The organism is Sagittula marina, assembly GCF_014196795.1.
Classification (GTDB): domain Bacteria; phylum Pseudomonadota; class Alphaproteobacteria; order Rhodobacterales; family Rhodobacteraceae; genus Sagittula; species Sagittula marina.
Genome location: NZ_JACIEJ010000009.1, coordinates 130,720 through 156,823, shown reverse-complemented (window position 1 = coordinate 156,823; position 26,104 = coordinate 130,720). Strand labels below are relative to the sequence as shown.

Sequence of the window (26,104 nt, the reverse complement as noted above, 5' to 3'; positions counted from 1 at the left end):
CACTTGATAGGTTATAACATACTTAATACACCTCAGGCAAAATAGATCAAGGAGTTCTCCATGTCCCGCACCCTGCTTTTCGGAACCGTCTCGGTCATCGGCATCGCCACCTCCGCTGCGGCGGATGTTCCGAAAGTCGCTGTCGATATTGCGCCCGTGCACTCGCTTGTCTCGATGGTGATGGGGGATCTAGGCAGCCCAGACCTGCTGGTGCAGCCCGGCGCGTCGCCGCACGGCTATTCCATGCGGCCCTCAGAAGCGAAAGCTCTGGTGGCGGCCAATCTGGTCTTCTGGATCGGCGAGGATCTGGAGCCTTGGCTCGAAGGTCCTCTGGAGGCGCTGGCCTCGGATGCGCATGTCGTCGAGCTGATCGAAGCCGATGGGGTGACCGAACTCGAGGTGCGCGAAGGCGCGACTTTTGAGAAGCACAGCCACGGTGACGAGGATCATGCGGAAGAACACGGGCATGACGAACATGTCGAGGAAGAGCACGCCGAGCCTCATGAGGACCACGATCATGAAAAAGCGCATGACGACGACCACCATCACCACGGTGGCCACGACCCGCACGCCTGGCTCGACCCGGAAAACGCGCGTGTCTGGCTGGACGTGATTGCCGCTGAACTCTCCGAGCTGGACCCGGAGAATTCCGAAACCTACAGCGCGAATGCCGCAAGAGGTCAGCAGCAGGTCGACGCAACGATCAACGATGTGATGGCCCGCCTTGGACCAGTGCGGGGACAGGCCTTCGTTGTCTTCCACGATGCCTACCAGTATTTCGAAAACCGGTTCGACTTTCCGGCGGCGGGCTCGATCCGTGTGGGCGACAGCTCCGACCCCAGCCCGGCCCGCATTCAGGAAATCCACGACAAGGTTCAGGAACTGGGCATCACCTGCGCCTTCTCGGAGCCGCAATACAATGCCAGCATGATCGACACCGTGTTCCGGGGCACCGAGGCAACCGTCGGTGTCCTTGATCCGCTGGGCGCTGATCTGGCACCGGGGGCTGAGCTTTATCCGCAACTGATCCGGAACCTCGGATCAAATCTTGCCGATTGTCTTGGCACGTCCTGAGCGTGACTTGACGGGGGCGCGAAAGCGCCCCCGTCTGGCGTCCATGCGTATCCTCATTACCCTCCTCGCCGCGGTGACCCTCGTGACCAGTCTCCCCTCCAGAACAGAGGCCCATCCGCATGTCTTTGTGGATGTGACCGGCAGCTTCGTCTTGAATGACAGCGGCCAGTTGGAGGCAGTGCGTATCCACTGGCTCTACGATGCCTTCACGACCCTGATGGTCATCCAGAACCTGGGGCTTGATCCCGACCGGGACGGCACCCTCTACGAGGCCGATCTGAACCGCATCATCGAAGGCGAGACGGACTGGGCACCGGATTACGAAGGTGACACATACCTCCACATCGACGGGGAAAAGGTCCGTTTGTCACGTCCGCAGAAGGCCTGGGCGGAGGCACCCGGCGACCAGATCGGCGTTGGCTTCACACTCTCTTTAGGCAAACCCATTGATATGACCGGACGCACTGCGACGCTCGAACTCTACGATCCGATCTACTATTACGCTTACACCGTGACCGATAAAAGCGCGGTCGAGGGTCCGGCAGGCGCGTGTCGCTTTGAGATAATCCACTTCGATCCTGATGAGGAAATCGCCAAGCTGCAAGACCAGCTGCGGGCACTGTCACGAGAAGAAATCCCCGACGACCCCAATGTCGGCGGGCTGTTTGCCGAAACGCTCGAGCTGACATGTCCCTGACACGCATCACCTTGATCTTGCTCGCCGTTGTCGCGGTGACTGTGCTCCTGGCGACGCTGTTGGATACCACGCGGCTGACGTGGTGGGCGGCACAGGCGCAGCGGGAGATCCAGAACACAATGGCCACCGGCGTCCGCGCCGTGCAACGCGGCGAAGCGGGCGCTTTGTTGTCCTTGTGTGGCCTGACGTTTGCTTACGGTGTGGTCCACGCCATAGGCCCTGGGCACGGCAAGATTCTGCTGGGCGGCACGGCGCTGGCCAGCCGTGCGCGGATGCGGCGGCTGACGGTGTTGACCCTGCTGTCGAGCCTGGGACAGTCGCTCACCGCGATCCTGTTGGTGCTGATTGGCATCGGCCTGATCCGCGTGACCAGCGAGCAATTGGTTGGCCTGACCGAGGAGGCACTTGCCCCGCTCAGCTACCTGTTCATCGGGCTGATTGGCCTGTGGCTTGCCTTGCGCGGCGCGCGCGCGCTGTGGCGGCAACGTCCGGTTCAGGCGCATCATGACCATGGCCACGATCATGCCCATGGAGCCTGCGGCTGTGGCCACGCGCATGGCCCGGAAATGTCCGACATCCGCGAGGAAATGAGCCTGCGCGAGATGAGCGCCCTCGTGATCAGCATCGCCATGCGGCCCTGTTCCGGTGCGCTCTTCCTTCTTGTGATCTGCTGGCACTTCGGCATCCTGTCTGCCGGGGTCATCGCGACCTTTGCAATGGGCCTTGGCACTGCGGCCTTCAACCTCGGCGTCGCTGGCGCGGGGCTTGGCCTCGGACGGCTGGCGGTACGCCTCGATCCCAATGGCAAGCTAAGCCTCGCCGCGCCCGTGATGCAGGTGTTTGCCGGTCTGCTGATCGTGACGGCGGTTGCGGCGCTGCTGCGGCCCTTCGTTTAGGCCGGTTCCGAGCCAGCGGTCGCGAAGCGTGCGCGGTAGTCGCGTGGCGACAATGAGAAGCGGCGGCGGAAGGCTTTGCGCATCTGCTCGTCCGACTGGAATCCGGCGCGGAAGGCCACCGTCTTCAAGGGTAAGTCGGTATCAAGCAAAAGCGTCTTGGCCCGGTCACAGCGCAGCCGCTCCAGCGTGGCCATGGGGGAAGCCCCGAACTCGGCAGTGAACCCGCGCGTCAGGCTGCGCACGCTCATACATGCGGCGCGGGCGATGTCTTCGAGGGTCAGCGCCTGATCCAGCCGAGCGCTCATCCACGTTAGCACATCGCCCATGCCCGTCGCCCCGGCAGACTGGCCGGTGAGCAGGGTACTGAACTGCGACTGCCCGCCCGGACGCTTGAGATACATCACCATGTCGCGCGCCACGGCCAGCGCGATATCGCGTCCGTAGTCCTGTTCGACAAAAGCAAGGGCCAGATCAATCGCCGCTGTCACCCCCGCCGATGTCCAGAAATTGCCTGCCTGAACAAAGATCGCATCCGCATCGACACTGACATCGGGAAAACGCAGGCGCATCCGCGCGGCGTAGTTCCAGTGGGTCGCCGCTCTCTGGCCATCGAGCAAGCCCGCCTCTGCCAGAAAAAACGATCCGGTGCAGAGCGCCGCACAGCGCGTTGTCTCGCGCCCGTGTTGGCGACACCACCGCACCACCTCTGGCTCGGCGTCAAGCACCTTTTCGATGCGTGGCGCGCCCGCGATCATCACCGTGTCGCAGGCGCCGAGATCGCGCAGGGCCACCTCCGCCTCCAGCGACATCACCGTATCCGACGGGATCAACCCGGTGCGCGGCGCGGCAATGGTCACTTCGTAACCGCCCTTGTGGCCCGCCGCCTGCAAATGTTGCGAGGCATAGCCCAGCACGCTGATCGGGCCGGTGGCTTCCAGCGTCTTGAAGCCGGGATAGACGATCAGGGTGACCTCGCGCCGGTAATCCGGGGTCATGGGTCCTGCGGTGGGTGTCGGCATCGGGGGTGTCCTTGGCCTGAAAGACAGGGTGCTTGACCCGATCCGCCCGGTAAAGGCGTCACGGATTAATATGTTATACTATTACACACACTCCCGGACACATGACAAGGAGACAGCCATGAAAACCCGTGCCGCCATTGCCTGGGAAGCGAACCGCCCGCTGGAAATCGAAGAGATCGATCTCGACGGTCCCAAAGAGGGCGAAGTCCTCATTCGCATCGTCACCACTAGCCTGTGCCACACCGACATGTTCACCCTGTCCGGTGCTGATCCAGAGGGTCTGTTTCCGGCTGTGCTCGGCCACGAAGCCGTGGGCATCGTCGAGGAGTTGGGGCGCGGCGTGACCTCGCTGAAGCCCGGCGATCACGTGATCCCGCTCTACACGCCTGAAGACCCGAACTGCCCCTACATCAAGTCCGGCAAGACCAACCTCTGCCAGACCATCCGCAAGACCCAAGGCCAAGGCCTGATGCCCGACGGCACCTCGCGGTTCAGCTACAAGGGCCGGATGATCCATCACTACATGGGGACCTCGACCTTCAGCGAATACACCGTGCTGCCCGAAATCGCGCTGGCGAAGATCTCCAAGGAAGCACCGCTGGCGAAGGCCTCCGTCATGGGCTGCGCCATCCCGACAGGCATGGGCGCCGTGCGCAACACTGCCAAGGTGGAACCGGGTGCAACGGTCGCGGCCTTCGGCCTCGGCGCGGTGGGCATGGCGGTGATCCAGGGGGCAAAGATGCAAGGCGCGTCCCGCATCATCGGCATCGACACGAACCCCAACAAGTTCGCGCTGGCGCAGTCACTTGGCGCACATGAGTGCATCAACCCGAAGAATTTCGCGCGACCCATTCAGGATGTCATCGTCGAGATGACGGACGGCGGCGTCGATTATTCCTTTGAATGCATCGGCAACGTCAACGTCATGCGCTCGGCGCTGGAATGCTGTCACAAGGGCTGGGGCGAATGCACCGTGATCGGCGTGGCGGGCGCGGGCGAAGAGATCGCGACGCGGCCCTTTCAGCTGGTGACGGGCCGTGTCTGGCGCGGGTCGGCCTTTGGCGGCGTGCTCGGGCGCAGCCAGCTGCCCGGCATGGTGGATGAATGGCTCCGGGGCGACTTCGACGTCGATCCCTACATCACCCACAACATGACGCATGAGCAGATCAACACCGCCTTCGATCTGCTGCACGCTGGGCAGTCGATCCGCTCGGTCATCCACTTCCAGCCGTCCGAGACGATGCTGGTCAATGACCTGCCCGGGGTGATCGTCCCTGCCTGATCGAAGACGCCCCGGGTTGGCCTGTCTTCACAAAGGACAGGCCGCTTCAGCAGCAGCTACAGGAGACACCGTGCGTGAAATCGAAATCCGCGTCGGTCAGCGGTTCCGTGCCAGAGAAGGCCTCCGGTCGCACACGCAGCGTGTCGGACAGCTTCGTCAGCATGTCCGCGCTCGGCGCGTCCTTCATCGGCAAGGCTCCTTCGAGCCGTGCAAGCTGGCGTTCCGACAGGCCCGACAGCTTTGCCAGCTTCGGGCGACCAAGGCCACGCAGCTTGCGGATTTCGGTCAGTCGTTCGGGGGAAATGGCAGTCATGTCTGCTCCGCGGTCCGTGAAAGCGAGACGACGGGATACCGTAGGTTGCCACTGAAAATCAATCTTGGATCGCATGGCCTTTCGTCCTTGCAATCCACCGCGCGCATGCCTCATCTAGGGGCAGATGGTTCCCGAACGTCCGCGCTCTGCGCTGGCGGCAGGGATGAAAAGGGAACGTGGTGCGGTGCCTGTCAGGGTGCCAAGTCCGCGACTGCCCCCGCAACTGTAAGCGGTGAGCGACCCCGAAAGGCCACTGGACGTCCGCGTCCGGGAAGGTTCGGGAGAGCGTTGACCCGCAAGTCAGGAGACCTGCCATCACCGCCCGTGATCCCACGGGTGGAATTCCAACCCATCAGGCGGGGTGCCTGGTCAGGAGATCATGATGACACAGCGGCTTTTCCCGCAACGACATGGTTTTGCACGCGCCCCCCGCATTCCGGGCGGAGGGCCCCATGGCACCCAGCACAACATTTTCGACACGCCACAGGATCACGGTCTGCACCTCTTGCAAGCACAAGGGCAGCCATTGCCGCCCCGGCTATGAGCTGATCGACAAACTGCGCCGCGCCATCGCGGAGGCAGACGATGCGGTCCCCGAAGACTTCGAGATTTCCGGCGTGGCCTGCATGGCCGGATGCGACCGCCCCTGCACCGTGGCCTATCACGGCACGCGCAAGGCGACCTATCTTTTCGGCGACATCGATCCGGCCACGGACATCGCAGACCTCGTCGCCTTCGCGCGCCAGTACGCATATCTGCAGGACGGATGGTGCTCCTCGGTGGATCGCCCCGGCAAGCTGCGGCGCTCGACACTCGCAAGGGTGCCTGCGGCGATGATGGTGATTGAGGAGAGCGAGGCGCAGGTCTCATGAGCGCCGCTTCCCTGACGGTGGATGGCGTGTCCTGGGCGACGCGCACCGGCAAGACCCTCGTACATCCCCTGAGTTTCGCGCTTGAACCGGGCCGTGTGCTGGGCATCGTTGGCCCGAATGGCGCAGGCAAGACGACGCTGTTGCGGCTGCTTTATCGCTATCATCGCCCGGCAAGCGGGCGCGTTGCGGTGAATGGTGACGACATCTGGCAGCTGTCTGCCCGTGTAGCGGCACAGCGCATCGCCGCCGTTCTGCAGGAGCAGCCCAGTGACTTTGCCCTGACTGTGGGCGAGATCGTGGCGCTGGGACGCACGCCGCATCGCCGGGGCTTCGGCGGCAGCACTGGCGCGCGGGATCAGCAGATCATCACGCAGGTCCTCGACCGGTTGGACCTGCACGGGCTGGCGGACCGGCATTTGAGCGCGCTGTCCGGCGGCGAACGCCAGCGCGTCATGGTCGCCCGCGCGCTCGCTCAGGAGCCGCACCTGCTGATCCTCGACGAGCCGACCAACCATCTCGACATCCGCCACCAGCTCGAAGTGCTGCAACTCATCCGAGACCTGCCGCTGACCATCGCCACCTCGCTGCATGACCTCAACCTCGCAGCGGGGATCTGCGACACGATCCTTATGCTCGACGCGGGCCGCATGGTGGGCTTTGGCGCGCCCCAGACCGTCCTGTCAGAGGTCGCAGTATCGCGCGTGTTCCGGGTCGACGCCCGGCGCGAACGGCTCGCGCCCTCGAACACCGATCACCTTTCCTTTCATCTTCAGACCCAAGGGTACACCTCATGAAGACACTTCTCATCACCTCTGCCCTGGCGCTCACCGCCAGCCTTGCTGCCGCTGGCACCACCGTCGAAAGCTGCAACCGCGAGGTCACCTTCGAGGCCCCGCCGCAGCGCGCCATCTCCAACGATGTGAACCTGACCGAGATGATGCTGGTGCTTGGCCTCGCGGACAAGATGGTCGGATACACCGGCATTTCCGGGTGGAAGACCCTGGACGCGGACATGCGCGCGGGCGTCGAAGAACTGCCAGAGCTTTCCGCCAAATATCCTACCAAGGAGGTACTGCTGGGCGCCGACGCAGATTTCTTCTTTGCCGGGTGGAACTACGGCATGAAAGTTGGCGGCGAGGTCACCCCCGAGACGCTGGCGCCCTTTGGCATCAAGGTCTACGAGCTGACCGAAAGCTGCACCCACATCATGGCCAAGGACAAGGCCAGCATCGAAGACATGTACAACGACCTGCTGAACCTCGGACGCATCTTTGCCGTCGAGGACAAGGCAAACGACCTCGTTGCGGGCTACCGCGCAGACCTGGCGCGTTTTGCCGACGGTCTGGAAACCGGGGAGCCGCTGCGCGTCTTTGTCTACGACAGCGGCGAAGACACGCCCTTTACCGCCGGGCGCTATGCCATGCCTACGGCCCTGATCGAGGCCGCGGGCGGGACCAACATCATGGACGATTTCGAGAAAAGCTGGGCCACCGTCACTTGGGAAGAGGTGGTTGAGCGCAATCCGGAGGTCGTGGTGATCGTCAACTACGGCGAGGTCACCGCCGAGCAAAAGCGCGACTTCATGATGTCCAATCCGGCCTTCGCCGATCTCGACGCGGTGAAGAACGACCGTTTCGTCACGCTGGAATACGTCGAGGCCACGCCGGGACCGCGCAATATCGAAGCGGTCAAGACGCTGGCAAACGCCTTCTGGGGCGAGTGATCCCGTGAGCGAGACGACCCTCAACACCGTGCCGCACCGCCATCGTGTCAAAGGCCCCTTGGTCCTTGTGCTGGGCGGCATGCTGCTGCTCGCCTCGCTCTCATTTGCCATCTCGGTCGGCGCGGTGCGCGTGCCGATCGAAACGGTCTGGGGCGTGCTTGGCAACAAGCTCGTACCCGGGCTGATCGAGCCGCACTGGACGCAGGGCCGCGAGGCCATCGTTTGGGAAATCCGCTTCCCCCGTGCTCTGCTGGCCATGATGGTCGGTGCAGGGTTGGCGCTTGTGGGGGCGAGCCTTCAGGCGGTCACCCGTAACCCGCTGGCCGATCCGCATTTGCTGGGGATCTCCTCTGGCGGTGCCTTTGGCGCGATCCTGGCGCTGTTGCATACCGGACTGTTCATCGGTTTGCTGACGGTGCCTCTGCTGGCCTTCCTCGGCGCGCTGGGGGCGACCCTGATCGTGCTGGCTGTCTCGCGGTTCACCGAGGCCACAAGCGCCGATCGGCTGGTGCTGGCCGGTGTGGCCGTGTCCTTCATCATCATGGCCGGGGCCAATATCTTGATTTTCCTCGGCGATCCCAGGGCCACGCATACAGTGGTCTTCTGGATGCTCGGTGGTCTCGGCCTCGCACAATGGAGCCAGCTTGCCTACCCGCTGGTGATCCTGCTGGGCTGCGGTGCCTGGCTGGTGGCCCGGTCGGATCAATTGAACGCCATGACCGTGGGCGACGAGACCGCCTCGACGCTCGGGATTCCCGTAGCGCGGTTTCGGCTGGCCGTCTTTGTCGTGGGCGCACTGGTGACCGGCATCATGGTTGCCTTCTCCGGCATCATCGGATTCGTCGGGCTGATGGTGCCGCATATCGTGCGGCTCCTGGTGGGCGGAGACTACCGGCGCGTCCTGCCCGCCTCGGCGCTCGTGGGCGCGGTCTTCGTGCTCTGGGCCGACATCGCGGCCCGCACCATCATGGCCCCCGAAGACATGCCCATCGGAATCGTCACCGGCCTTGTTGGCGGCATCTTCTTCGTCTGGCTGCTAAGGGGCAAAGGCTGACACGCTCGGACCGCCGTCCCGTATCGCACCGACGTGACATGCCACCTGCGCTCGGCCCAGCCTCAACACGTGTCCGATTCACTGCGCGTAGCCGCCGGTTGGGCGCGGTGCGGCATCCGAAAGATGGGGTCGTTCCCGACCATCGCTGTGCGGCAGGGCCAAGCGTCTGCTCTCGCTTGCGCGGCGTCACTCGCGACCCTTTGCTGCCGTTGGCGCAAGAGCCGCGCCGTTGCGCCAACGGCCTGCAGGAGCCGTCATTCGCTGCGATTTTATCAATGGACAAGGGGCGGAGGCCGGTGCCAACAAGCGAAGTGGTCATTCTCTTACCGGCTTGACATTCATCCGAAGGCTTCGGTTTTGTGTGCAATTCGAAATACCCTTACACTGTCCCAATGATGCAAAGCATATTGACCAGACCTCGACCGATCTTGTGGTCCTTTCGACGCTGCCCCTATGCAATACGGGCGCGGATGGCAGTATTGAGCGCGGGACTCGAGGTGGAACTGCGCGAGATCAAATTGAAAGACAAGCCGCAGGCGTTTCTCAGTGCCTCACCCTCCGGCACGGTTCCCAACCTGCAAGCGGGCGATCTGAATTTGGATGAGAGTCTCGACATCATGCTCTGGGTGCTTGGGCAAAGTGATCCGCATGGGCTTCTGAAAATGCCAAACATAGGCAAAACCCTGATTGCCCAGAACGATGGCCCCTTCAAAGCCGCGCTTGATCATACAAAATACGCCGTCCGCTATCCTGATCTGGATCCAAAGGCAGAACGCGCGAAAGCCTCTGATTTCATTCAGTCGCTTGAGACACGGCTGGCCGCGCAAGCGTTCCTGACGGGCGACATGCCAACCCTCGCCGACGTTGCGATCTTTCCGTTTGTGAGGCAGTTCGCCCACATTGACCGCGCGTGGTTTGACGCACAGCCTTGGCCCCATGTGATCCTTTGGCTGGACGGCTTCCTTCAAAGTACGGATTTTCAGAAGGCCATGACGAAAGTCCCCGTTTGGAACGGCGGCCAGGACCCCTTTCGTTTTGGCAACGCATCTGAATAATTTGGACACTGGCAGGACAAATCCCTGAACAAGCAGAAACCGGAAGCCCTGTGCGCAGAAAAACGCCTTGAGATGGCAGAAGACGGCCGCGACCGCGCGCTCCGAATTATCCTATCCGACATTGCCGGCGCCCAGGGAGACGTGGATGCGTGGTTGTCGCAGTACAGCGCAGCAACTGACGGATCACACGTTTGCGCAGGATGCTGCGCGACGGAACTTGGCGGCAGACCGGGCCGAAGAGGCTCTGCGGACCATGGAAGCTTGCATCGCCTCCGAGGACCGCAAAGACCGCTTCATTGATGCGCCCGAGGTAGACAGCGCCCATTTCGCGTGTCTCGAAAACTGGGCAAAGAGAACCACCTGCGCCGCGCCATGTGGCACCTCGACCCAAAGCTGCCGTCCAAAGCACCATCGCAATGCTGAGATCACGGCCTTTATTGCTTATGTTCACCGCAAGCGCAGTATCGATTGTGGCGTTCAATGACGCACGACTGATGCAGCATATGTTAAAACCACATTTTCTTAGACGCGTTAAAAACGCCCGTTCTCCACCTTCCAATAGCTCCTTTATCAGCTCCCGGACGTCTTCCTTATCAATAGTACCCCGCAGATTTTGATCGAACTTCGTCCGGTCTACACCGTCTTCTGCGACTGGCGTGGCTTAGCTATTTGGGCGCACGCGGGCAGCGGTCTTGTTGGCGAAGGCCTCGAGCCGTTCGCGCGCAGCCGGCTGGGTGTTGACGATCCCACCCACGAATGCTTCGGCATAGGCCGCATCCATACCGGACATGTTGTTCATGTGGCTGACGGCTGAACAGATTGCAAAGTTCGTCAACGGCAGGTTCTGCGCGACCTTGTCGGCCAGTTCCATCGCCTTGGCAAAGCTGTCCCCCTCTTCGGTGATGTACTGCGCCAGCCCCAGATCGACGGCCTCTTGCCCCTGATACACGCGGCCGGTCAGGATCATGTCGATCATGCGGTACTTGCCGATCATGTCGGAGACCCGGATCGTCGCACCGCCTCCGGTAAAGATGCCGCGCTGGCCTTCGGGCAGGGCGAAGTAGGTGCCGGGGTCGATCACCCGCACATGAGCCGCGCTGGCCAGTTCCAGCCCGCCGCCGACCACCGCCCCCTTAAGCGCGGCAATGATTGGCACGCCGCCATATTCCATCTTGTTGAAGGCCTCGTGCCAGCGCAGGCAAACATGCATGAAGTCGTCGGGGCTGCGGTCTGCCTTCCAGTGTTCGACCAGATCGAGACCCGCGCAGAAATGGTCGCCCGCCCCTTCCAGCAACACCGCCTTGACCCCTGCCAAGCGCGCGCCGCTGAAAAAGCGGATCAGTTCCTCGATGGTGAGTTCATCGAGCGCGTTGCGTTTGTCAGGGCGGTTCAGCGTCAGCACATAAAGGCCGTTGTCGCGCGCGGAAATCGCGAGGCGTTCATAGGTGGCGGGGTTGACGACGTCATTCATGGGCTGGGTCCTTTCGAGGGATCAATCGGGGAAAGCCGCGTCCAGCAGGCTTTGTGAGCCGCACAGGATGCGATTTTGTTCGGTGGCGCATTCGGGCAGGATGTGCTGGGCATAGAACAGCGCGGTGGCGATCTTCTGGGTCCGGAACGCGTTGTCCTGCCCGGTTTGCGCCGCCAGCGCGCCTTTGGCGAGGCTCCACCCGGCGGCCAATGCTCCGGTCAGCATCAGGAAGGGCACGGAGCCGGCGAAGGCTGCGTCGATATCCGTGCGGCTGTTTTCCAGCATCCAGTCCAGTGCAGTTTCGAAAGCGGCGCGCGCCTGTGCGAGGCCTGTGCCGATGGCGCGTGCAGACGCGTCGCCGCTTGCCAGCTTTGCTTCGGTTTCCGCAATTTGAGCGGCGAACAGGCGGGCGGTCGCCCCACCGTCCCGCATCACCTTGCGTCCAAGAAGGTCATTTGCCTGAATGGCTGTGGTGCCCTCGTAAATCGGCAGGATGCGGGCGTCACGGTAGTGCTGTGCGGCGCCGGTTTCTTCGATGAAGCCCATGCCGCCGTGGATTTGCACACCCAGAGAAGCGACCTCGACCGCGCGTTCAGTGCAAAAACCCTTGACCAAGGGAACCATGAATTCGGCCAGCGCGGCAAATTCCGGATTCTCTCGGTGATGCGCGATATCCAGCAACCCCGCGGTCGATGCCGCCATGGCCCGTCCGCCTTCGGTGAGGCTGCGCATCCGCAGGAGCATACGGCGGACATCAGGGTGTTCGATGATCGGAACGGCGTCCTTGATCTGACCGTTCACCGGTCGGCTCTGAACGCGGTCGCGCGCGTAAGCCAAAGCACGCTGATAGGCCCGCTCAGCGATCGCAACCCCTTGGACACCCACCGAGAACCGCGCGGCGTTCATCATGATGAACATGTACTCCAGCCCGCTGTTTTCCTCGCCGATCAGGAATCCGGTAGCGTCATCGTATTCCAGCACGGCCGTCGGGCTGGCGCGTACGCCCAGTTTGTGTTCGATGCTCACGCAGTTGACCGCGTTCGCGGCCCCGAGCGTGCCATCCGGCTCAACCAGTTTCTGCGGCACGATAAAGAGGCTGAGCCCCTTCGGCCCAGCGGGCGCATCCGGAGTACGCGCCAACACCAGGTGGATGATGTTCTCAGTCAGATCATGGGCGCCATAAGTGATGAATATCTTGGTGCCGGTGATGCCATAGCTGCCGTCCGCGCGTTGCACCGCCTTTGTCGCCACCCGGCCCAGATCGCTGCCCGCTTGCGGTTCGGTCAGGTTCATCGTGCCGGACCACCGACCTTCGATCAGCGGCCCAAGGTAAGTGGCCTTCTGCTCGTCCGAACCGGTGAGCAGCAGCGCCTCGATCGCCCCGTCGGTCAGCAGGGGGCACAGACCGAAGCTCATATCGGCAGCATTCAGCATCTCAACCGCCGCCGCGCCAACCGCACGCGGCATCCCGATGCCACCATATTCCACCGGGTGGGTCAGCGCCTGCCAGCCCATTTCGACAAATTGAGCATAGGCCTGCACGTCGCCGTCGGGCATGGTCACACGGCCTTTTTCAAACCGAGCGCCCTGCGTGTCCCCGACCTGTGACAAGGGCGCGATCTGTTCAGCGCAGAACCGGGCATAGCTCTCCAGCACCGCGCCTACGTCCGGCAGCTCGCATTCGGAATACACCTCCAGCGCGGACACCGTTTCCCAATGGGACAAGTGTTCGATGCAGAACATCAAATCCTGCACGGGCGGCTGATAGGACATACCTGACTCTCCGACGGAAATTATGACTTCCCGACATTTATACGCGGTATTTCTTGCCAATAAGCTCATCTTTTGCCAATTTACTATCCGATCACGCCAAGAAGAGGCCTTTGCATGGCTAGTCATGACCCCATCTCACTGACGACCGTTTCAGCAGGTTTCATCCGGGACTGGCTTGAAGCGCTCAAATCTCGATGCACGTCAGAGGAGATGGCCTCGCTGCTGGAGCGTGCTGGCCTGCAAACCAGCCCGATGGCGCCCACTCAGCGCATCACGCTCGAAGAAATCGCCCGGCTGTATCAGCTTGCGGCGCCAGAGATCGGCGACGAGATGATGGGCCTCTGGAGTCGCCCGATCCGGCCCCGCACACTGCAACATCTTGTGACAGTGCAGCGTGAAGCGAAGAGCCTTGTCTCGGCGCTGTATCGGTTCTCGACGTTCTGGAACCTGCTTTTGGATGATTTCCGTCTGGACTTGCGCAACAGCCCAGAGGAAGTGGAGCTGTCGTTGATCCCCTATTCGGACGAAACCCGCCCGCAGCGATTTGGCCACATGTTAATGCTGAAATTGGCGCATGGTCTCCTGTCTTGGCTCGACGGGTCGGAAACGGCCGTGAAAGCAGTTCGCTTTGCCTTCGCTCGTCCGGATTTTGCCGCAGATTACGCGGTTGTCTTTCCTTGTCCGGTAGAATTTGACGCTCCGCACACCAGCATCCTTTTCGATCCACGCCAATTCAACAGTCCGATCAGCCGCAGCCCGGCGGAGGCATCCGTGTTCCTTGAACGCGCGCCGATCGACTGGATTTTCACCAGCTCGCGCGTGCATACAAACAGCCTTCGCGTGCGCGCTTTCCTTTACGGGGAGACTTGGCAAAACTGCCAACTTCCGGATGCGGCCCGCGCGCTGAAAGTCACGCCCCGGACGCTGAATCGCCGGTTGAAAGAAGAAGGGACATCTTTTCAGGAAATAAAGGACGCTTTGCGCCGTGACATCGCCATCGGGGCGCTTCAACAACGCACGGACAGCATCGAAAAGATCGCCTTTGACACCGGCTTTTCTGCACCGTCGAACTTCCACCGAGCTTTTCACAAATGGACCAACCGGACGCCCGGATCATACCGATTATAAGTTCGCGGTTCGAATATCGAAATCTTTTCAAGGATGATCTGGTTCAGCACCTCTGCCACTGCCTCAATACGGCGGGCCAAGCGCAGGCTGTCGTGTGGCACGAACAGGCATTTCCAGGTTGCCCTCCGCCTTCAGAGTGTCCGCACTCGCTGAAACAGCCACTCCAATTCGCGCGCCGCCGCATGACCGGTTCACACCGGTTCCTTGGAACAGCACCCGTTCGCGGGCACAGAATTTCGTCGCTTTGGTTTGGTGGGAGCGCCTTCCCTGTCAGGTATCTCGCGGTTGCTGCAGTGCGGAAAGGATCTTGGCCTGCCGGATGGACTTGGTGGCCTCAACGTCCACGATGACGCCGTGGTCTGTGTCGATCAGATAATTGTCGGGATAACTGAAGAAAGCCGGGCCTTTATGGACCGCGTTTCATTGGCTGGCCGAGTCGGGATGCGATGTGAACTTTGGCTGACCCTCTCTGGCCGCGCTGAAGACGGCCTCGTTCACGGTGTCCAGACACTCACGAACGGCTCGGGGTGCGTCGGCGGGACCGATCTGCGCTGGGTCCCAATCCTCCGTGGGAAACGACGGAAGGCCACCCGGCATGGCTGTAGAAATCGGCGAGGTAGAGGCGGATGCCGGACAAATCCACGAACCGGTCGATGGGACGCAGAAGGTGGTTCTGGGGCACATGAACTTCAAGCGACAGCTCGTAGAACCGCGCCAGTTGCGCCTCCTGCCGCGGTTCCATCATCGCCGATCCTCCCGCCCGTTGCAGGAAATGCATCAGTAGTTCAGGCCACAATCAAACAGGCGTTTTTCACCAGAATACGCTTCTCACGTTGATCGACGTGAACGGCCTCCACCCGCCTACGGTCAGATGTCCAAGTGCTGCATCTCAGCTTCGCGAAGCAGCCGTGCAACATATTGTGCAGCATTTTTGTTGGCGGGAGGGCGGCTCAGCGAAACATTGCGGGCTTTGCTCAATCACCCGAACAGATCATATCTCGGATTTTTGTCGCTTTCTCGAAGTGATCAAGTTCATGGGTCTTGATCCACCACTCCGCGGCTTCCATGAGCAGCTCTGGATCATCATTTTTGTTCGCAAAAAACGCATAGAAAGAAAGACCTACCGTCTCGCCTTTCTTGGCAATCCTGTCGTTACATATTCCGATTGCTTTGGTTCCAAGTGATTAACGCACTGGTAATTCACTTTTTTGGTCTCGTATTTTCTCATAAGAACATATAGGGAACATTTGTGCTCTGCAAGACAGGAAAATCTGTAGCTATGGGCGAAGAGCTGCCTTGCGGCGGTCCGGCAGCACATCTGCAGCAAAATAACGTGTGAAGTTTGGTGGGCCTGACTGGTGACAGCCCTGTGAAGACGTTCGTTCATGGTGCAGCGAGATCAACGCTGCCCGTGCGAAATCCTTACGCCAGCTTCCTGCAAGATGCCGCACCGCACTTCGCTACAGCGCTCGATGAGGCGGCAGACCGCTCCACCGGCAGGGAGCCGCCTTTGCAGACTCAACTACTTTCCGGGTTAAGGTGACTTTTCATGATGCGGTGCCGCATGTGAAACCCGACCACGCAATCTGCCGCAGCTTTTTTCTAGGTTGATCGGGGTTGTGGGGCGCAGAACTGCCCGACACCAACCCCTTAAAAATTGCCCAGATCAAAGCGGGAAAAACACACTGATCGCCAAGGCAGCGGTTATGCCCACGATGAGGTTCATTGGAATGCCGATTTTCAGAAAGTCCGTGAACCTGTAGTTTCCGGCACCGTAGACCAAGGTGTTGGTCTGGTATCCGATGGGCGTTGCAAAACTTGCACTGGCCGAGAACATCACCGCCACGACGAAGGGTCGTGGATCAACCCCCAGCTGCCCGGCCAGCGCGATAACGATGGGTGTGAAGATGACCGCGACGGCGTTGTTCGTCACCACTTCGGTCAGGATCGAGCCGACGGCATAGATCGCGAGCAAGGTCAGGAAAGGCGGCAAGCCCTGCAGCCATGGGGTCAGCACTTTGACGATCAGTTCGACCGCGCCGGTATGTTCCAGCCCGGCACCGACAATCAGCATGGCAAAGATCAGCACAAGGATGGATGCATCAATGGATGCCCAGGCCTCGTCGTTGTCGATGCACCGCAGCACGAGAATGGCCGCAACCCCGACAAGCGCTAGGATACCGATCGGCATGATGTTGAATGCGGCCAGTGCGACGATCCCGACCAGCGTTGCGATGGCGATCGGAGCCTGACGTCGACGGAACGCCCGCCCGTTCGGGGCAGAAACCGAGACAACGTCACCTGAGCGCCGCAACTCGTCGAACCCCTCAACCGTGCCTTCAAGCAGCAGCTTGTCGGCCGGGCGCAAACGCACGCTCGACAGATCCGCTCCGGCGACCGAGTGGCCGGGACGGAATGCACCCAGCACACGCATGCCGGCGCGCCGCCCCAGAGCAAGATCGGCAATGCGGATGCCCGAGCTGCGCCGCGAGGGTGTGACGATTGCTTCAGCGACGCGGACCTGCGCCTCGGGGTCCAGCTCGACCGTGCGCCGCAGTCCGACCCGCAGGCCCGATGCTTCAGCAAATGTCAGCAACTCCGAGGTCGGCGCCAGAACAAGCACCGCATCCCCCTTGCGCAGGACCTGTTCCGGCAAATCCTTGCGAAGGATCTGGGTGCCGCGACGCAACCCGGTGACCCGAATGCCATTGCGCTGGAAGTCGGCGATGTCGGACAGGGGCATACCGATCTGCGGATAATCCGCAAGCACTGTGATTTCGGACAGAAACGCTGTCTCGGCGCTCTCTCCTTCATCGCTCTGAGAAGCACGATCCGGCAGAAGATAATTGCCCAGAAGCAACATTGAGACACCGCCCACGATGGCAACGACGATGCCGACCGGCGCAATTTCGAAAATGGAGAAAGCCTCCAGCCCGGCTTCGCGTGCGACGCCATCGACCAGCAGGTTTGTCGAGGTTCCGATCAGCGTACAGGTCCCCCCAAGGACCGCGGCATAGGACAGCGGGATCAGAAGCCGGGTCGAGGCGACGTTCAGGCTGGCCGCAAGGCGGATGACCACCGGGATCAGCACCAGAACGACCGGGGTGTTGTTCATGAAACCGGACGCGGCGATGGTTGCAAAGATGAAAATGCCGATGGCCAGAACCGGCCGGTTCTTTGCCCGACCGATCACAAGACCGGCGATAGCGTCCAGAACCCCTGTCCGTACCAACGCACCGGAGACGACGAACATTGCAGCGATGGTGATTGGGGCGGAACTGGAGAATACGCTCATGACATCGTTGTTCGGCACCAGTCCGAGCACGATAAACAGGGCTGCCGCACCGGCGGCTGTCACTTCGGGCGGGTATTTTTCGAGGGTGAACGCGATGAAGAGCAATGCAAGAATAACGAGCGCGATGATGGGCGCGTTCGCCCCGATGAATTCACTCATTGCGAAAACCTTTGCGAGAGTTTGCGTGCTGGGGCACCGGTGCCCACCGCGTCGGATGGTGAACAATTCCAGATGCGATCGAGTTCCAACCCCGGCACGGATCTGAAAGGCGGGAATACGGCACAAGGGGATCCGCCCCAGGCTGCCTCAGGACCCACTGTCACCGGCCGCAGCCAGCAATTACGTCTGACACGATCAAGTGTCCGGAGCAGGAGTTTCACGATTCCGACGAAAACAGCACATGGGATACAGCGCCAACCATACGCCATGCACCCGGACGCGATGAACAGGCAGTCTACCTTGTCCTCTGGCACGGTGCTCAGGAGTGGTCGCAGGATCAACACGTCATACCTACCAATCCGCCTCACAGATTCAAGCTGCAATCGAAGCGCATTTGCCAGATGATTTGCGAGGCCGGAATGATGTTGTAGTCTTGGAAGTTTCTCTGCCATCTGAGGTATCCGCCTTAACAAACCCTTAGAATTTGCTTCCTGGTAAAGGTGTGGATGACTGTCCGCTCTGGACGCGAGCGATGGTCTTTCACGCATCTGCAGCGGAGGACCGCAATCGCCGTTGCTGTCGAAAGTGTGACGCGGGAGAGGCGATCCTGATCAGACCTTCGCCAAACTGGCCATTGTTGCGGCGCAGCTTGGCCAAACCGAACTTTCGTGACGCTTTGCAGCATAATCCGACAGTAAGAGATGCACTACAAAGGTAGTTTTAGACCCGTCGTCTTCTAATTCCAATTTACCAACCTCTGGCATCCTTTCTTTTGACGTTGTGCAGCGCAACGAGCAATGACGACACCCAAAGTCGCCATTGCCGCTGGAGAAGTTGAAATCGACAGTTTGTGCTGAAATCAGGTCTTACCAGGTGATCGAGCCTTCGGCCTCGCGGACCCTTTGGATTGTCGGGCGGGCTTCGATCCGATCCATGTAACTGCGGATGCACGGATAGGCATCGAGTGAAAGCCCGGCAGGGAGGGACCAGTTCAGAACGATCAACGCATAGCCGTCGATGACAGAGTAGTCACTGCCGAGGATATAGGGTCGGTCGGTAAGCCGATCTTCGAGCACAGCTAGGCGTCGCGCCACCCGGTCTTCGTAAAATGCGACCAGACGTGCCCGTTCGGCATCCGTTTCACCAAAGCCCTTGTAGATGTATTCGATGATCACGGGATGGAGATCAGAGGCTACGAAGGCCATCCAGCTGTCCGCCTGGGCCCGCGCAAGGGTGCCAGGTTTCGGCAAAAGCGACTTCTCTGGCACAAGATCAGCTATATAGGATAGCGTTGCGGCGTTCTGGGTCAGCACCTCGCCGTCCTCGAGTACGAGGACCGGTGTCATTGCCATCGGGTTCAATTTACGCACCTTCTGCGCAATGGGATCGTCTTCGCGATCAAGATGCACTTCGATGGCCTCGTAGGCGATGCCGGCATCCTCAAGGGCAAAGTGGTTCGAGGTCGAACAAGCGCCCCGGTGGTAATAGAGCGTAATCATATCGGTTTTCCTGATTGCTAAGAAGGGGATGAGGTCCGCTGGGTGCTCCAACGAACCGCTGTTCAGGCCACGGGCAAATTCGGCATGTCGATGCACGCATCCTGTCCGGCCGTGATCAAACTGCGGATTCGAGCGTCATTCAGAACCGTGTACGGAAAGACGTCAGGAATCGCGCTGGCCCGATCAAGACGCCCTATCTGGTCTGCCGACAAATGCAGGTCGGCGGCAGCCAGGTTTTCCGTGAGCTGCGCCATGGTGCGCGGGCCGATGATCGGGAAAATCCCCTTCGACGCGACCCATGCTATGGCCACCTCGCCCGGCGTGACCTCGTGCTCCTTGGCCACTGCAATCACGGTATCCAGGATCGCGGTGCGTTGCGCCGTGTCCTCGGGGTGGAATGCGGCCCCGTTCAAGCCTTCCTCGCGACCGGTTTCGGTCAGCGGCTTGCGATACTTGCCCGTCAGGACGCCCCCACCAAGAGGTGAGAAGGCGGTGATCCCGAGGCCCAGACCGCGCCCTGCCTCGATCAGTTCGGCTTCGGCGGTGCGGGCGACGAGGCTGTGTTCCAATTGCAGACCTGCGACAGGAACTGTCCCGCGCAATTCCGCCAGTGTCGCCGCACGGGACACCCGCCAAGCCGGAAAGTCCGACAGCCCGGCGTAGAGGATCTTGCCTTGCCGCACGAGGTCTTCGAAGCCACGCATGATCTCGTCCATCGGGGTAACGCTGTCTGCAACGTGAACCCAGTAAAGATCAATACGATCCGTTCCCAGACGCTTCAGGCTTGCCTCTACCGAAGCGTGCATCGCTTGTCGGCTGTTCCCTGTTGTCAGCACGTTTGCTGTCTCGTCCGTCGCGACCGCGAACTTCGTGCCCAGCACGAACCGGTCGCGGCGGCCTTGCAGAATGTCACCAAGGAATTCTTCCGACTGGCCGCTTTGGTACCCATTGGAACTGTCGAGGATATTGCCGCCTGCGTCGGCATAAGCATCCAGCATGCGGCGCGCCTCTGCCAGTTCTGTGCCATGCCCCCAGCGCGTGCCGAAATTGGAAGTGCCAAGCACCAATTCCGACACCCTCAGCCCGGTGTGCTCCCCAAAGAGTTTGTATCGCATTCTCATCTCCACTTTCCACGCCAACCCTGCCCGTGTGGGCGGTGTGACCTTTCAAATCCGATGCAGATACGCTACATTCGGATCACTGCTCCGCTTTATATGTGGAGCAGTGATCCGAATGTCAACAGGAAGAGACTGGGGCGCCCGAATGCGTGCAGATGCAAAGAAAAATTACGAAAGCCTCCTCGCCATCGCGCGCGAGGTCATTACCGAACAGGGCGTCGATGCCTCGCTTCGTGACATCGCACGGCGGGCTGGGGTCGGGCTGGCGACACTGTACCGCCACTTTCCGACCCGCGAGGACCTGTTGGAAGCTTTGCTGCACAAGGCGCTCTGCGACTTGATCGCGCGATCCGAAACCCTTTCCCGCGACCATCCGTCGAATACCGCTCTGACGATTTGGTTCACTGAAGCAACCGCATTCGTCCACGTCTTCAAAGGGGTCGTCGACCTGATGGCGAAGGCGCTCGCTGATCCCAGCTCCGCGCTTCACGAAGACTGCAAAAACCTGCGCAAGGCCGGGGCAGTCCTCCTGCGCCGCGCACAGCAAGACGGTGTTGCCCGCACCGATATCGACGGAGAGGACCTTTTTGCCCTCATCGCCGCGGCCGGTTGGATCGGCGATCAGCTCGTCTTCGAAGATCGGGCCGATCGGCTGGTCAACTTTATCGCAGTGGCTGTGATAGGTCAGCCGACGCAGAGCTAGAGCGACAAGCGTTCGGGGGAGCCGGTGTTGTCAAAGCTCGAAAGCCTCGCATACTCCCCCGTCGCCATTCAGGGTCAAATAATTCACCCGTCCGGTTCGTCAGGAACGCGACCGCAAGGGCTCTTTTTGTCCGTTCGAGATCGGGTCAAGACCGGGTTGGCGAAGGTCCATGGTCGGCCCTGTTTCATGGATGGGCCGTCCGTCTGCGTGACAACCGCAGCCCATCCCGCATGTTAAGTATCAGCAAGGTTATATTGGCCGCACCCGCAAGCAACTCAATCACCTGCACCACATAAAAAGCCATATCGAACGCCCCCGCCTGCGCCTTGAAAGACAGGTACAGTGCGCAGGGGATCAGGATCAGGATGCCGTTGGCCGCGATGAACGGCATCCGCTTTTTCTTGGCGTTGACCACAGGACCGCGCATTTTCCTGCCCAGCCTGAACCCCGAGCCGCCTGCTGCCATCAGGGCAGGAAGCAGAACGAGGAAGCCATAGGGAACCCAAGTCTTGACCGTCGTAACAGCCTGTTCTCCGGCAAAAATCTCGGACCAAGTAGTGGAAAGCCAGAAACTTAAAATCGTAATCAGAGCTATCGTTCCGGCTATAGGATGAATGGTTTTCGACATGACGAAACTCCTTGTCGCAGTGAATTTTATATAGCTAGCTATATAAAACTTGTATAGCGAGCTATGCAAGTGCTAAGACGTCCCCATGAATTTTTCGAAGGATCAATCGGCGGGATACCTCGCGAACCACATGGCGCGCATCTTCGCGCAAGGCCTGACCTCGCGGATCAAGCCTCTGGGCCTAACCACCGGCACGTTTCCCGCACTTCTGGAGCTTTGGGACACGGATGGTCTGAGCCAGAAGCAGCTCACGGAGCGGCTCGACATCGAACAGGCGACAATGGCCAATACGTTGGCGCGCATGGAGCGAGACGGCCTGATTGTGCGCAAGAAGGATGCAAACGATGGGCGGGCTCAACGCGTCTGGCTGACCGACCGCGCCCGCGACCTTCGCGACCCCGCCATCACGGCGGCCCAGGAAGAGAACGCGATGCGACTGGCCGGTCTCGACGAAGATGAAAAGCGCCAATTCATCGCACTGATCCAGAAGGTCATTAAAACCAAGATGTCGGGATAACGCGGAAATTATCGAAACGCTGTCTGCGCAAAATCGACGTAAACGCCACACCGGTCGCTTCTGTGGTTTGTTCCGCTATGCGGATATGCAGGGGAAAGCTCGATGTTGGACAGCCCTGAGTGTCAGCCTAAAGTTTTGCCTGACGGCCGGATTGCCACCACAGCGAACAACGGCTCTCCGCCCGTCGTGTAGAGTGTCGCTTTCGCCCAAACCTTCCGTTCGCCAAGAAGGCGCTTGTTGCAGCGCGGCTTCTCCGGACCGGGCGCTTCGCAGCGTGGGGCAGCGTCGTGCGGCAGCTTGAGGTCCACACTGCAGGACCTTCTGCCATGCGATAGAATGGCGAAGGTTGCCGTTCTGTGGGGCAGTGCTCCCTCCGCGGCGTCACTCTACCGGCTTCTCGCGCTATGGGATCGTTTCTATGCGGAGGACGGTCAAATGGTCCTCCTGTGGCTGACACGGCTCAACGCTTGGGCGCCTGCGGACGAAGAGGCTTGGGAGGATCTGGATTCCGACGCACGTCGCCTTCGACATGATGGATACGAACGCCCAGTATCGAGGGTCTAACGGTTAGACCGGCGGTATCTCGGCATGATCGATGCGCGCGCCGGTCAGACCTTCTGCAACAACAGCATTCCAGGCTTCCTGGCGCAGCAGAAAGACCGGGAAACTTTCGATCAGTGCGTCGCCAAGCCAGCCCTCGACCCGGTAATGCACTTTGGACACCACGGGCGGATGGCTCGACCGATCCAGAACCGTACCCTCGGCAAGCCCACCCGCAACCTCGGGTTCCACGTTGAAGAACTGCCGCTCGCTCATCATCATCCGACCTCCCTGCCCTGCGCCGCCGGGCGCGCTGGCTCCTGCCACGGGACAGCGCCATCCGGCATCATTCAGTCAGCAACACTTACTATATCCGGAGGTTCCAAGGGTCTGTAAACCGTCGTTGAAGACGGCCCCGCATTTGACCTACGCCAATGTCGGATCAGTGCCTGCCCCGATCCCTCTTTGCTCATGCCGGGAACGTTTGCCGGAAATGATCGACATGGAGTTTCAAGCGTCATTCGACGTTGGGAGTTGCGGTTCAAGATGCCCATCCGCGATGGTTGCACGGCTGACCGGGCAGTCTCGCAATACCACCAGGAGGTATCTGGGCGGGCACCATTGACCCCAAGGTCCGTACAGCATCAGGGCAGAGAAAACTGGCTTCGAATGCCCCGAAGCTGACAGTCTGGCGAGTGACGGAACAGCGCAAGTCGCGCAAGGACCAGCGCACCGCGACGCAGATGTCAGCTGAATTGGTCCAGCTTGGCTATGACAGCTCGTATGAGCGGGTCGCAGCCTTCGTGCGGGTTTGGAAGGATGGGCGGCAACGCCCGCAGCATACGACCGATCGCGGAACATTCGTGCCGCTGGTGGTCCACCCGGACAAGGCGTTCCAGTTCGTCTGGAGCGAGGCAGAGGATACCAAGATGACCACTGCGCTCCTCGAACCCCTCACCCATCGCTGCCACATCCTTGAAACCGGATACGACAGTTATCGGCTCAAAATCAGCTCCGAGACAGCAAAAAATAGGAGGAGACAGTGGCACTGACCCAATCAGGACACGTAACGAACGGGCGGGCCAGATCTCGGCAACAATGGCAGGTCAGTTCTCAGTGGCATTTAACATCGTGATCAACTCTCGTGCCCGAAGAGCACATTGGTGGTGTTGATGCCGATTTCCTCGACGGCATATCCGCCCTCCATCAGGTAAACGCTGGGTTTGCCAAGTGCCGCGATCCTTCGGCCATAGTCGACGAAATCGTCATGCGTCAGCTTGAAGAAACTGATCGGGTCGCTTTCGAATGTATCGACGCCAAGCGAAACAATCACCAGATCCGGGTCATAGGCTTCAATTCGCGCCAGCGCGTCTTGCAGTTTCGCCAGCCACATCTGGTAGCTGGCACCCGGCGGCAATGGGTAATTATGGTTGAAACCTGCTCCGGCGCCTCGGCCCGTCTCGCCAGCATGGCCAAGGAAATGCGGGAAGGTGTGCATGGGGTCGCCGTGCAGCGACAGGAACAGGACATCGTCGCGATCGTAAAAGATCTCCTGCGTGCCGTTGCCATGGTGGAAATCCACATCCAGGATGGCCACTTTGGCGCAGCCCGTGTTCAACGCATGCTGGGCCGAAACCGCGGCATTGTTGAAAAAGCAGTAGCCGCCGAACTGGTCCGTCGCCGCGTGATGGCCCGGCGGGCGACACAGCCCGAAGGCCACGTTTTCCTTGCCATCCAGCACGAGATCCGTCGCAGTGAGCGCGACATCCTTGCTGGACATCGCCGCCTCCCAAGTTCCGGGCGACATCACCGTATCGGTGCTGAGCGCGTAATACCCAAGCCGACCTTCGACGTGGAGCGGGATCTGCGACGCGGTCATCGACCGGCTCGGCCAACAGGGGGCGAGTGCTTCGCCCTTGAAGCCAGCGGCCTCCCATTCGTCCTCGAACGTTCTCAGGAACTCGACAAAGCCTTCGTCATGCACCGCCAAGACCGGATCCAGGCCATAGTCCTCGGGCGCCAGCACTTCGCCAAGGCCGCGGCTGCGCACCGCGTCGATGATGATCTCGGCCCGGCGCGGACATTCGAACGGCGCAACGAATTCTCCTTGATAGAGTTCGCCCTTGGCGTCGCGCAGTTTGTGCTTTTCGGAGAATACGGTCTTCATGGTCATTCCTTGCAAATGGCACCGCGCCGACCATGCGGCACGGTGCCCGTTGAAACGGTCTTACTTCAGCAGCGCGGTCCAGACCCGGTTCTGAAGCTCAACGGCCTTGGGCGAACAGCTTTCGATGAACTTGAGCGGCGTGCCTTCGGGGGGCGACAGCTCGGCGGCGTCCTTGAGGCCCTCGTCCATGAAGGCTTCACTGCCCGTCACGCCATTGGCATAGCCGGAGGAGTTCGACTGGATGGCGATATTTTCCGGCTCCAGCATGAACTCGATGAAGGTGATCGCATTGTCGTAGTTCGGTGCGCCCTTGGGCACCACCAGGCTATCCGCCCAGGCGACCACGCCCTCTTCGGGGAAGGCATATTGCAGCGACGGCTTTTCCTTGCGCGCAAGCAGCGAATAGCCGTTCCAGTTCTGGTGCACGGAGACGTCGCCGGACACCAGCCGTTCCAGGATCCCGTCGGAATTGTAGGTCTTCACATGCGGCTTCTGCCCCATCAGCAGGTCGAGCACCTGCTGCATTTCGTTCGGGTCCTCGCTGCAGAACGGCAGGCCCAGAGCGACCTGCGCCATGGTGATGACCTCGTCGGGGGATTTGAACATCGCGATCTGCCCCGCCAGTTCTTCGGGCGGATTGAAGATCACGTCGTAGTCGTCGACGTCGCCGGAATAGACGGCGGTGTCGACGGTGAACGAGGTGGTGCCCCAGTGCCATGGGATCGAATAGACATTGCCTTCGTCCCACCAGGGGCTGGCCAGGTTGGGCACGATCCGGTCGTAGCCTTCGAGCTCGGACGCGTTGATCGGCTGGACCAGACCTTCGGAGATCAGGATCGGAACGAAGTTGTGGGTCGGGATCGCGATATCATAACCAGCCGCGCCGGACTGAAGCTTCGCCAGCAGCGTCTCACCGGAATCGTAGGTGTCCACGGTGACCGAGATGCCGGTTTCCGTCTCGAATTTCTCGATAAGCTCCGGCGAGGTATAGTCGGTCCAGTTGTAAAGCTGCAGCTCGCCGTCGGCGGAGGCGATGGTTGCGGTCAGGCCCAGACCCGCGCTGGCAAGGCCAAGAAGTGTCTTGCGGTTGAAGGACATGTTTTCTCCTGTTGATTGGTTTT

General features: G+C 60.6%; 25 protein-coding genes, 2 pseudogenes and 1 riboswitch. Of the genes and pseudogenes, 15 read left to right on the top strand and 12 right to left on the bottom strand.

Annotated features, from left to right (window positions below; all coding sequences use genetic code 11):
* The first annotated feature begins 60 nt into the window (after positions 1–60).
* From GGQ68_RS17345 to GGQ68_RS17335, 3 genes are read left to right on the top strand one after another with little or no spacing between them, the layout of a single operon-like run.
* Entirely contained in the window at positions 61–1,074 is a 1,014-nt protein-coding gene (locus GGQ68_RS17345; RefSeq protein ID WP_183968238.1) for a zinc ABC transporter substrate-binding protein, read from the top strand.
* A complete protein-coding gene (locus tag GGQ68_RS17340) occupies positions 1,049–1,771 on the top strand; it encodes a DUF1007 family protein (protein ID WP_183968236.1) in 723 nt (240 codons plus the stop codon). Before GGQ68_RS17345 ends, GGQ68_RS17340 begins: the two co-directional genes overlap by 26 nt.
* Complete coding sequence (locus GGQ68_RS17335) at positions 1,762–2,667, top strand: nickel/cobalt transporter (RefSeq protein WP_183968234.1); 906 nt, start codon at positions 1,762–1,764, stop codon at positions 2,665–2,667. The genes GGQ68_RS17340 and GGQ68_RS17335 overlap by 10 nt, the downstream gene beginning before the upstream one ends.
* Here the strand turns inward: GGQ68_RS17335 and GGQ68_RS17330 are convergent.
* Positions 2,664–3,686, bottom strand: coding sequence for a GlxA family transcriptional regulator (locus GGQ68_RS17330; RefSeq protein WP_183968232.1), 1,023 nt, complete (start codon positions 3,684–3,686; stop codon positions 2,664–2,666). The genes GGQ68_RS17335 and GGQ68_RS17330 overlap by 4 nt on opposite strands.
* A 118-nt stretch (positions 3,687–3,804) precedes the next feature.
* Between GGQ68_RS17330 and GGQ68_RS17325 the strand changes: the two genes are divergently transcribed.
* Entirely contained in the window at positions 3,805–4,968 is a 1,164-nt protein-coding gene (locus GGQ68_RS17325; protein WP_183968230.1) for an S-(hydroxymethyl)glutathione dehydrogenase/class III alcohol dehydrogenase, read from the top strand.
* Between the two features lie 46 nt (positions 4,969–5,014).
* On the opposite strand, the gene GGQ68_RS17320 is transcribed toward GGQ68_RS17325, so the two are convergent.
* A complete protein-coding gene (locus GGQ68_RS17320) occupies positions 5,015–5,281 on the bottom strand; it encodes a helix-turn-helix domain-containing protein (RefSeq protein WP_183968228.1) in 267 nt (88 codons plus the stop codon).
* 110 nt (positions 5,282–5,391) lie between these two features.
* Positions 5,392–5,612: riboswitch (cobalamin riboswitch) on the top strand.
* Between the two features lie 121 nt (positions 5,613–5,733).
* Here GGQ68_RS17320 and GGQ68_RS17315 point away from each other — a divergent pair.
* From GGQ68_RS17315 to GGQ68_RS24885, 6 genes and pseudogenes are all read left to right on the top strand, one after another.
* Complete coding sequence (locus tag GGQ68_RS17315; protein WP_183968226.1) at positions 5,734–6,153, top strand: DUF1636 family protein; 420 nt, start codon at positions 5,734–5,736, stop codon at positions 6,151–6,153.
* The gene (locus GGQ68_RS17310) at positions 6,150–6,947 is read left to right on the top strand and encodes an ABC transporter ATP-binding protein (RefSeq protein ID WP_183968224.1); all 798 of its coding nucleotides are present in this window, start codon (positions 6,150–6,152) and stop codon (positions 6,945–6,947) included. Before GGQ68_RS17315 ends, GGQ68_RS17310 begins: the two co-directional genes overlap by 4 nt.
* Positions 6,944–7,876 carry an ABC transporter substrate-binding protein gene (locus GGQ68_RS17305; RefSeq protein ID WP_183968222.1) on the top strand — a complete coding sequence of 311 codons (933 nt, stop codon included), beginning with the start codon at positions 6,944–6,946 and terminating at the stop codon, positions 7,874–7,876. The genes GGQ68_RS17310 and GGQ68_RS17305 overlap by 4 nt, the downstream gene beginning before the upstream one ends.
* Before the next feature lie 28 nt (positions 7,877–7,904).
* On the top strand, positions 7,905–8,930 hold the full coding sequence (locus GGQ68_RS17300) for a FecCD family ABC transporter permease (protein WP_343055979.1): 1,026 nt from the start codon (positions 7,905–7,907) through the stop codon (positions 8,928–8,930).
* Between the two features lie 392 nt (positions 8,931–9,322).
* Positions 9,323–9,985, top strand: a complete 663-nt coding sequence (locus tag GGQ68_RS17295) for a glutathione S-transferase (protein WP_183968220.1) — start codon at positions 9,323–9,325, stop codon at positions 9,983–9,985.
* A gap of 72 nt (positions 9,986–10,057) precedes the next feature.
* Positions 10,058–10,469, top strand: a pseudogene (locus tag GGQ68_RS24885) (DUF6880 family protein).
* A gap of 177 nt (positions 10,470–10,646) precedes the next feature.
* Here the strand turns inward: GGQ68_RS24885 and dmdD are convergent.
* The gene (gene dmdD / locus GGQ68_RS17290; protein ID WP_183968218.1) at positions 10,647–11,456 is read right to left on the bottom strand and encodes a methylthioacryloyl-CoA hydratase; all 810 of its coding nucleotides are present in this window, start codon (positions 11,454–11,456) and stop codon (positions 10,647–10,649) included.
* Between the two features lie 21 nt (positions 11,457–11,477).
* Positions 11,478–13,229: an acyl-CoA dehydrogenase family protein gene (locus GGQ68_RS17285; RefSeq protein ID WP_183968216.1), complete on the bottom strand. Its 1,752-nt coding sequence runs from the start codon at positions 13,227–13,229 to the stop codon at positions 11,478–11,480.
* Positions 13,230–13,343: 114 nt separating this feature from the next.
* Between GGQ68_RS17285 and GGQ68_RS17280 the strand changes: the two genes are divergently transcribed.
* Positions 13,344–14,357 carry an AraC family transcriptional regulator gene (locus GGQ68_RS17280; protein WP_183968214.1) on the top strand — a complete coding sequence of 338 codons (1,014 nt, stop codon included), beginning with the start codon at positions 13,344–13,346 and terminating at the stop codon, positions 14,355–14,357.
* Between the two features lie 303 nt (positions 14,358–14,660).
* Here GGQ68_RS17280 and GGQ68_RS17275 read toward each other — a convergent pair.
* Positions 14,661–15,102: pseudogene (locus tag GGQ68_RS17275) on the bottom strand (IS5/IS1182 family transposase); the annotation flags it as partial.
* An 88-nt stretch (positions 15,103–15,190) separates the two neighbouring features.
* Here GGQ68_RS17275 and GGQ68_RS24880 point away from each other — a divergent pair.
* Positions 15,191–15,541, top strand: coding sequence for a hypothetical protein (locus GGQ68_RS24880; protein WP_183968212.1), 351 nt, complete (start codon positions 15,191–15,193; stop codon positions 15,539–15,541).
* Positions 15,542–16,023: 482 nt separating this feature from the next.
* On the opposite strand, the gene GGQ68_RS17265 is transcribed toward GGQ68_RS24880, so the two are convergent.
* From GGQ68_RS17265 to GGQ68_RS17255, 3 genes are all read right to left on the bottom strand, one after another.
* A complete protein-coding gene (locus GGQ68_RS17265) occupies positions 16,024–17,811 on the bottom strand; it encodes an SLC13 family permease (RefSeq protein WP_183968210.1) in 1,788 nt (595 codons plus the stop codon).
* Between the two features lie 866 nt (positions 17,812–18,677).
* The gene (locus GGQ68_RS17260; RefSeq protein WP_183968208.1) at positions 18,678–19,310 is read right to left on the bottom strand and encodes a glutathione S-transferase family protein; all 633 of its coding nucleotides are present in this window, start codon (positions 19,308–19,310) and stop codon (positions 18,678–18,680) included.
* A gap of 62 nt (positions 19,311–19,372) precedes the next feature.
* On the bottom strand, positions 19,373–20,425 hold the full coding sequence (locus GGQ68_RS17255; protein ID WP_183968206.1) for an aldo/keto reductase: 1,053 nt from the start codon (positions 20,423–20,425) through the stop codon (positions 19,373–19,375).
* 148 nt (positions 20,426–20,573) lie between these two features.
* Between GGQ68_RS17255 and GGQ68_RS17250 the strand changes: the two genes are divergently transcribed.
* The gene (locus GGQ68_RS17250; protein ID WP_183968204.1) at positions 20,574–21,131 is read left to right on the top strand and encodes a TetR/AcrR family transcriptional regulator; all 558 of its coding nucleotides are present in this window, start codon (positions 20,574–20,576) and stop codon (positions 21,129–21,131) included.
* Positions 21,132–21,315: 184 nt separating this feature from the next.
* Here GGQ68_RS17250 and GGQ68_RS17245 read toward each other — a convergent pair whose 3' ends face one another.
* Positions 21,316–21,759, bottom strand: a complete 444-nt coding sequence (locus tag GGQ68_RS17245) for a hypothetical protein (RefSeq protein ID WP_183968202.1) — start codon at positions 21,757–21,759, stop codon at positions 21,316–21,318.
* Positions 21,760–21,844: 85 nt separating this feature from the next.
* Between GGQ68_RS17245 and GGQ68_RS17240 the strand changes: the two genes are divergently transcribed.
* Positions 21,845–22,276 carry a MarR family winged helix-turn-helix transcriptional regulator gene (locus GGQ68_RS17240; RefSeq protein WP_183968200.1) on the top strand — a complete coding sequence of 144 codons (432 nt, stop codon included), beginning with the start codon at positions 21,845–21,847 and terminating at the stop codon, positions 22,274–22,276.
* 567 nt (positions 22,277–22,843) lie between these two features.
* On the opposite strand, the gene GGQ68_RS17235 is transcribed toward GGQ68_RS17240, so the two are convergent.
* Positions 22,844–23,098: a hypothetical protein gene (locus GGQ68_RS17235; RefSeq protein WP_183968199.1), complete on the bottom strand. Its 255-nt coding sequence runs from the start codon at positions 23,096–23,098 to the stop codon at positions 22,844–22,846.
* A 461-nt stretch (positions 23,099–23,559) separates the two neighbouring features.
* Here GGQ68_RS17235 and GGQ68_RS24625 point away from each other — a divergent pair, with 461 nt between their 5' ends.
* On the top strand, positions 23,560–23,868 hold the full coding sequence (locus GGQ68_RS24625; protein WP_221235630.1) for an ATP-binding protein: 309 nt from the start codon (positions 23,560–23,562) through the stop codon (positions 23,866–23,868).
* Between the two features lie 83 nt (positions 23,869–23,951).
* Here the strand turns inward: GGQ68_RS24625 and GGQ68_RS17225 are convergent, their stop codons facing one another.
* Together GGQ68_RS17225 and GGQ68_RS17220 are read right to left on the bottom strand one after the other, a co-directional pair.
* Positions 23,952–24,983 carry a histone deacetylase family protein gene (locus GGQ68_RS17225; RefSeq protein ID WP_183968197.1) on the bottom strand — a complete coding sequence of 344 codons (1,032 nt, stop codon included), beginning with the start codon at positions 24,981–24,983 and terminating at the stop codon, positions 23,952–23,954.
* A gap of 60 nt (positions 24,984–25,043) precedes the next feature.
* Positions 25,044–26,081 carry an ABC transporter substrate-binding protein gene (locus tag GGQ68_RS17220; RefSeq protein WP_183968196.1) on the bottom strand — a complete coding sequence of 346 codons (1,038 nt, stop codon included), beginning with the start codon at positions 26,079–26,081 and terminating at the stop codon, positions 25,044–25,046.
* Between the last annotated feature and the right edge of the window lie 23 nt (positions 26,082–26,104).

What these genes read in the sequence shown, in the direction of transcription:
- GGQ68_RS17345 (WP_183968238.1), top strand. Translation starts at nt 61, where the DNA reads ATGTCCCGCACCCTGCTTTTCGGAACCGTCTCGGTCATCGGCATCGCC.
- GGQ68_RS17335 (WP_183968234.1), top strand. Translation starts at nt 1,762, where the DNA reads ATGTCCCTGACACGCATCACCTTGATCTTGCTCGCCGTTGTCGCGGTG.
- GGQ68_RS17330 (WP_183968232.1), bottom strand. Translation starts at nt 3,686, where the DNA reads ATGCCGACACCCACCGCAGGACCCATGACCCCGGATTACCGGCGCGAG.
- GGQ68_RS17325 (WP_183968230.1), top strand. Translation starts at nt 3,805, where the DNA reads ATGAAAACCCGTGCCGCCATTGCCTGGGAAGCGAACCGCCCGCTGGAA.
- GGQ68_RS17320 (WP_183968228.1), bottom strand. Translation starts at nt 5,281, where the DNA reads ATGACTGCCATTTCCCCCGAACGACTGACCGAAATCCGCAAGCTGCGT.
- GGQ68_RS17315 (WP_183968226.1), top strand. Translation starts at nt 5,734, where the DNA reads ATGGCACCCAGCACAACATTTTCGACACGCCACAGGATCACGGTCTGC.
- GGQ68_RS17310 (WP_183968224.1), top strand. Translation starts at nt 6,150, where the DNA reads ATGAGCGCCGCTTCCCTGACGGTGGATGGCGTGTCCTGGGCGACGCGC.
- GGQ68_RS17305 (WP_183968222.1), top strand. Translation starts at nt 6,944, where the DNA reads ATGAAGACACTTCTCATCACCTCTGCCCTGGCGCTCACCGCCAGCCTT.
- GGQ68_RS17295 (WP_183968220.1), top strand. Translation starts at nt 9,323, where the DNA reads ATGATGCAAAGCATATTGACCAGACCTCGACCGATCTTGTGGTCCTTT.
- dmdD (WP_183968218.1), bottom strand. Translation starts at nt 11,456, where the DNA reads ATGAATGACGTCGTCAACCCCGCCACCTATGAACGCCTCGCGATTTCC.
- GGQ68_RS17285 (WP_183968216.1), bottom strand. Translation starts at nt 13,229, where the DNA reads ATGTCCTATCAGCCGCCCGTGCAGGATTTGATGTTCTGCATCGAACAC.
- GGQ68_RS17280 (WP_183968214.1), top strand. Translation starts at nt 13,344, where the DNA reads ATGGCTAGTCATGACCCCATCTCACTGACGACCGTTTCAGCAGGTTTC.
- GGQ68_RS17265 (WP_183968210.1), bottom strand. Translation starts at nt 17,811, where the DNA reads ATGAGTGAATTCATCGGGGCGAACGCGCCCATCATCGCGCTCGTTATT.
- GGQ68_RS17260 (WP_183968208.1), bottom strand. Translation starts at nt 19,310, where the DNA reads ATGATTACGCTCTATTACCACCGGGGCGCTTGTTCGACCTCGAACCAC.
- GGQ68_RS17255 (WP_183968206.1), bottom strand. Translation starts at nt 20,425, where the DNA reads ATGCGATACAAACTCTTTGGGGAGCACACCGGGCTGAGGGTGTCGGAA.
- GGQ68_RS17250 (WP_183968204.1), top strand. Translation starts at nt 20,574, where the DNA reads ATGCGTGCAGATGCAAAGAAAAATTACGAAAGCCTCCTCGCCATCGCG.
- GGQ68_RS17245 (WP_183968202.1), bottom strand. Translation starts at nt 21,759, where the DNA reads ATGTCGAAAACCATTCATCCTATAGCCGGAACGATAGCTCTGATTACG.
- GGQ68_RS17240 (WP_183968200.1), top strand. Translation starts at nt 21,845, where the DNA reads ATGAATTTTTCGAAGGATCAATCGGCGGGATACCTCGCGAACCACATG.
- GGQ68_RS17235 (WP_183968199.1), bottom strand. Translation starts at nt 23,098, where the DNA reads ATGATGATGAGCGAGCGGCAGTTCTTCAACGTGGAACCCGAGGTTGCG.
- GGQ68_RS24625 (WP_221235630.1), top strand. Translation starts at nt 23,560, where the DNA reads ATGTCAGCTGAATTGGTCCAGCTTGGCTATGACAGCTCGTATGAGCGG.
- GGQ68_RS17225 (WP_183968197.1), bottom strand. Translation starts at nt 24,983, where the DNA reads ATGAAGACCGTATTCTCCGAAAAGCACAAACTGCGCGACGCCAAGGGC.
- GGQ68_RS17220 (WP_183968196.1), bottom strand. Translation starts at nt 26,081, where the DNA reads ATGTCCTTCAACCGCAAGACACTTCTTGGCCTTGCCAGCGCGGGTCTG.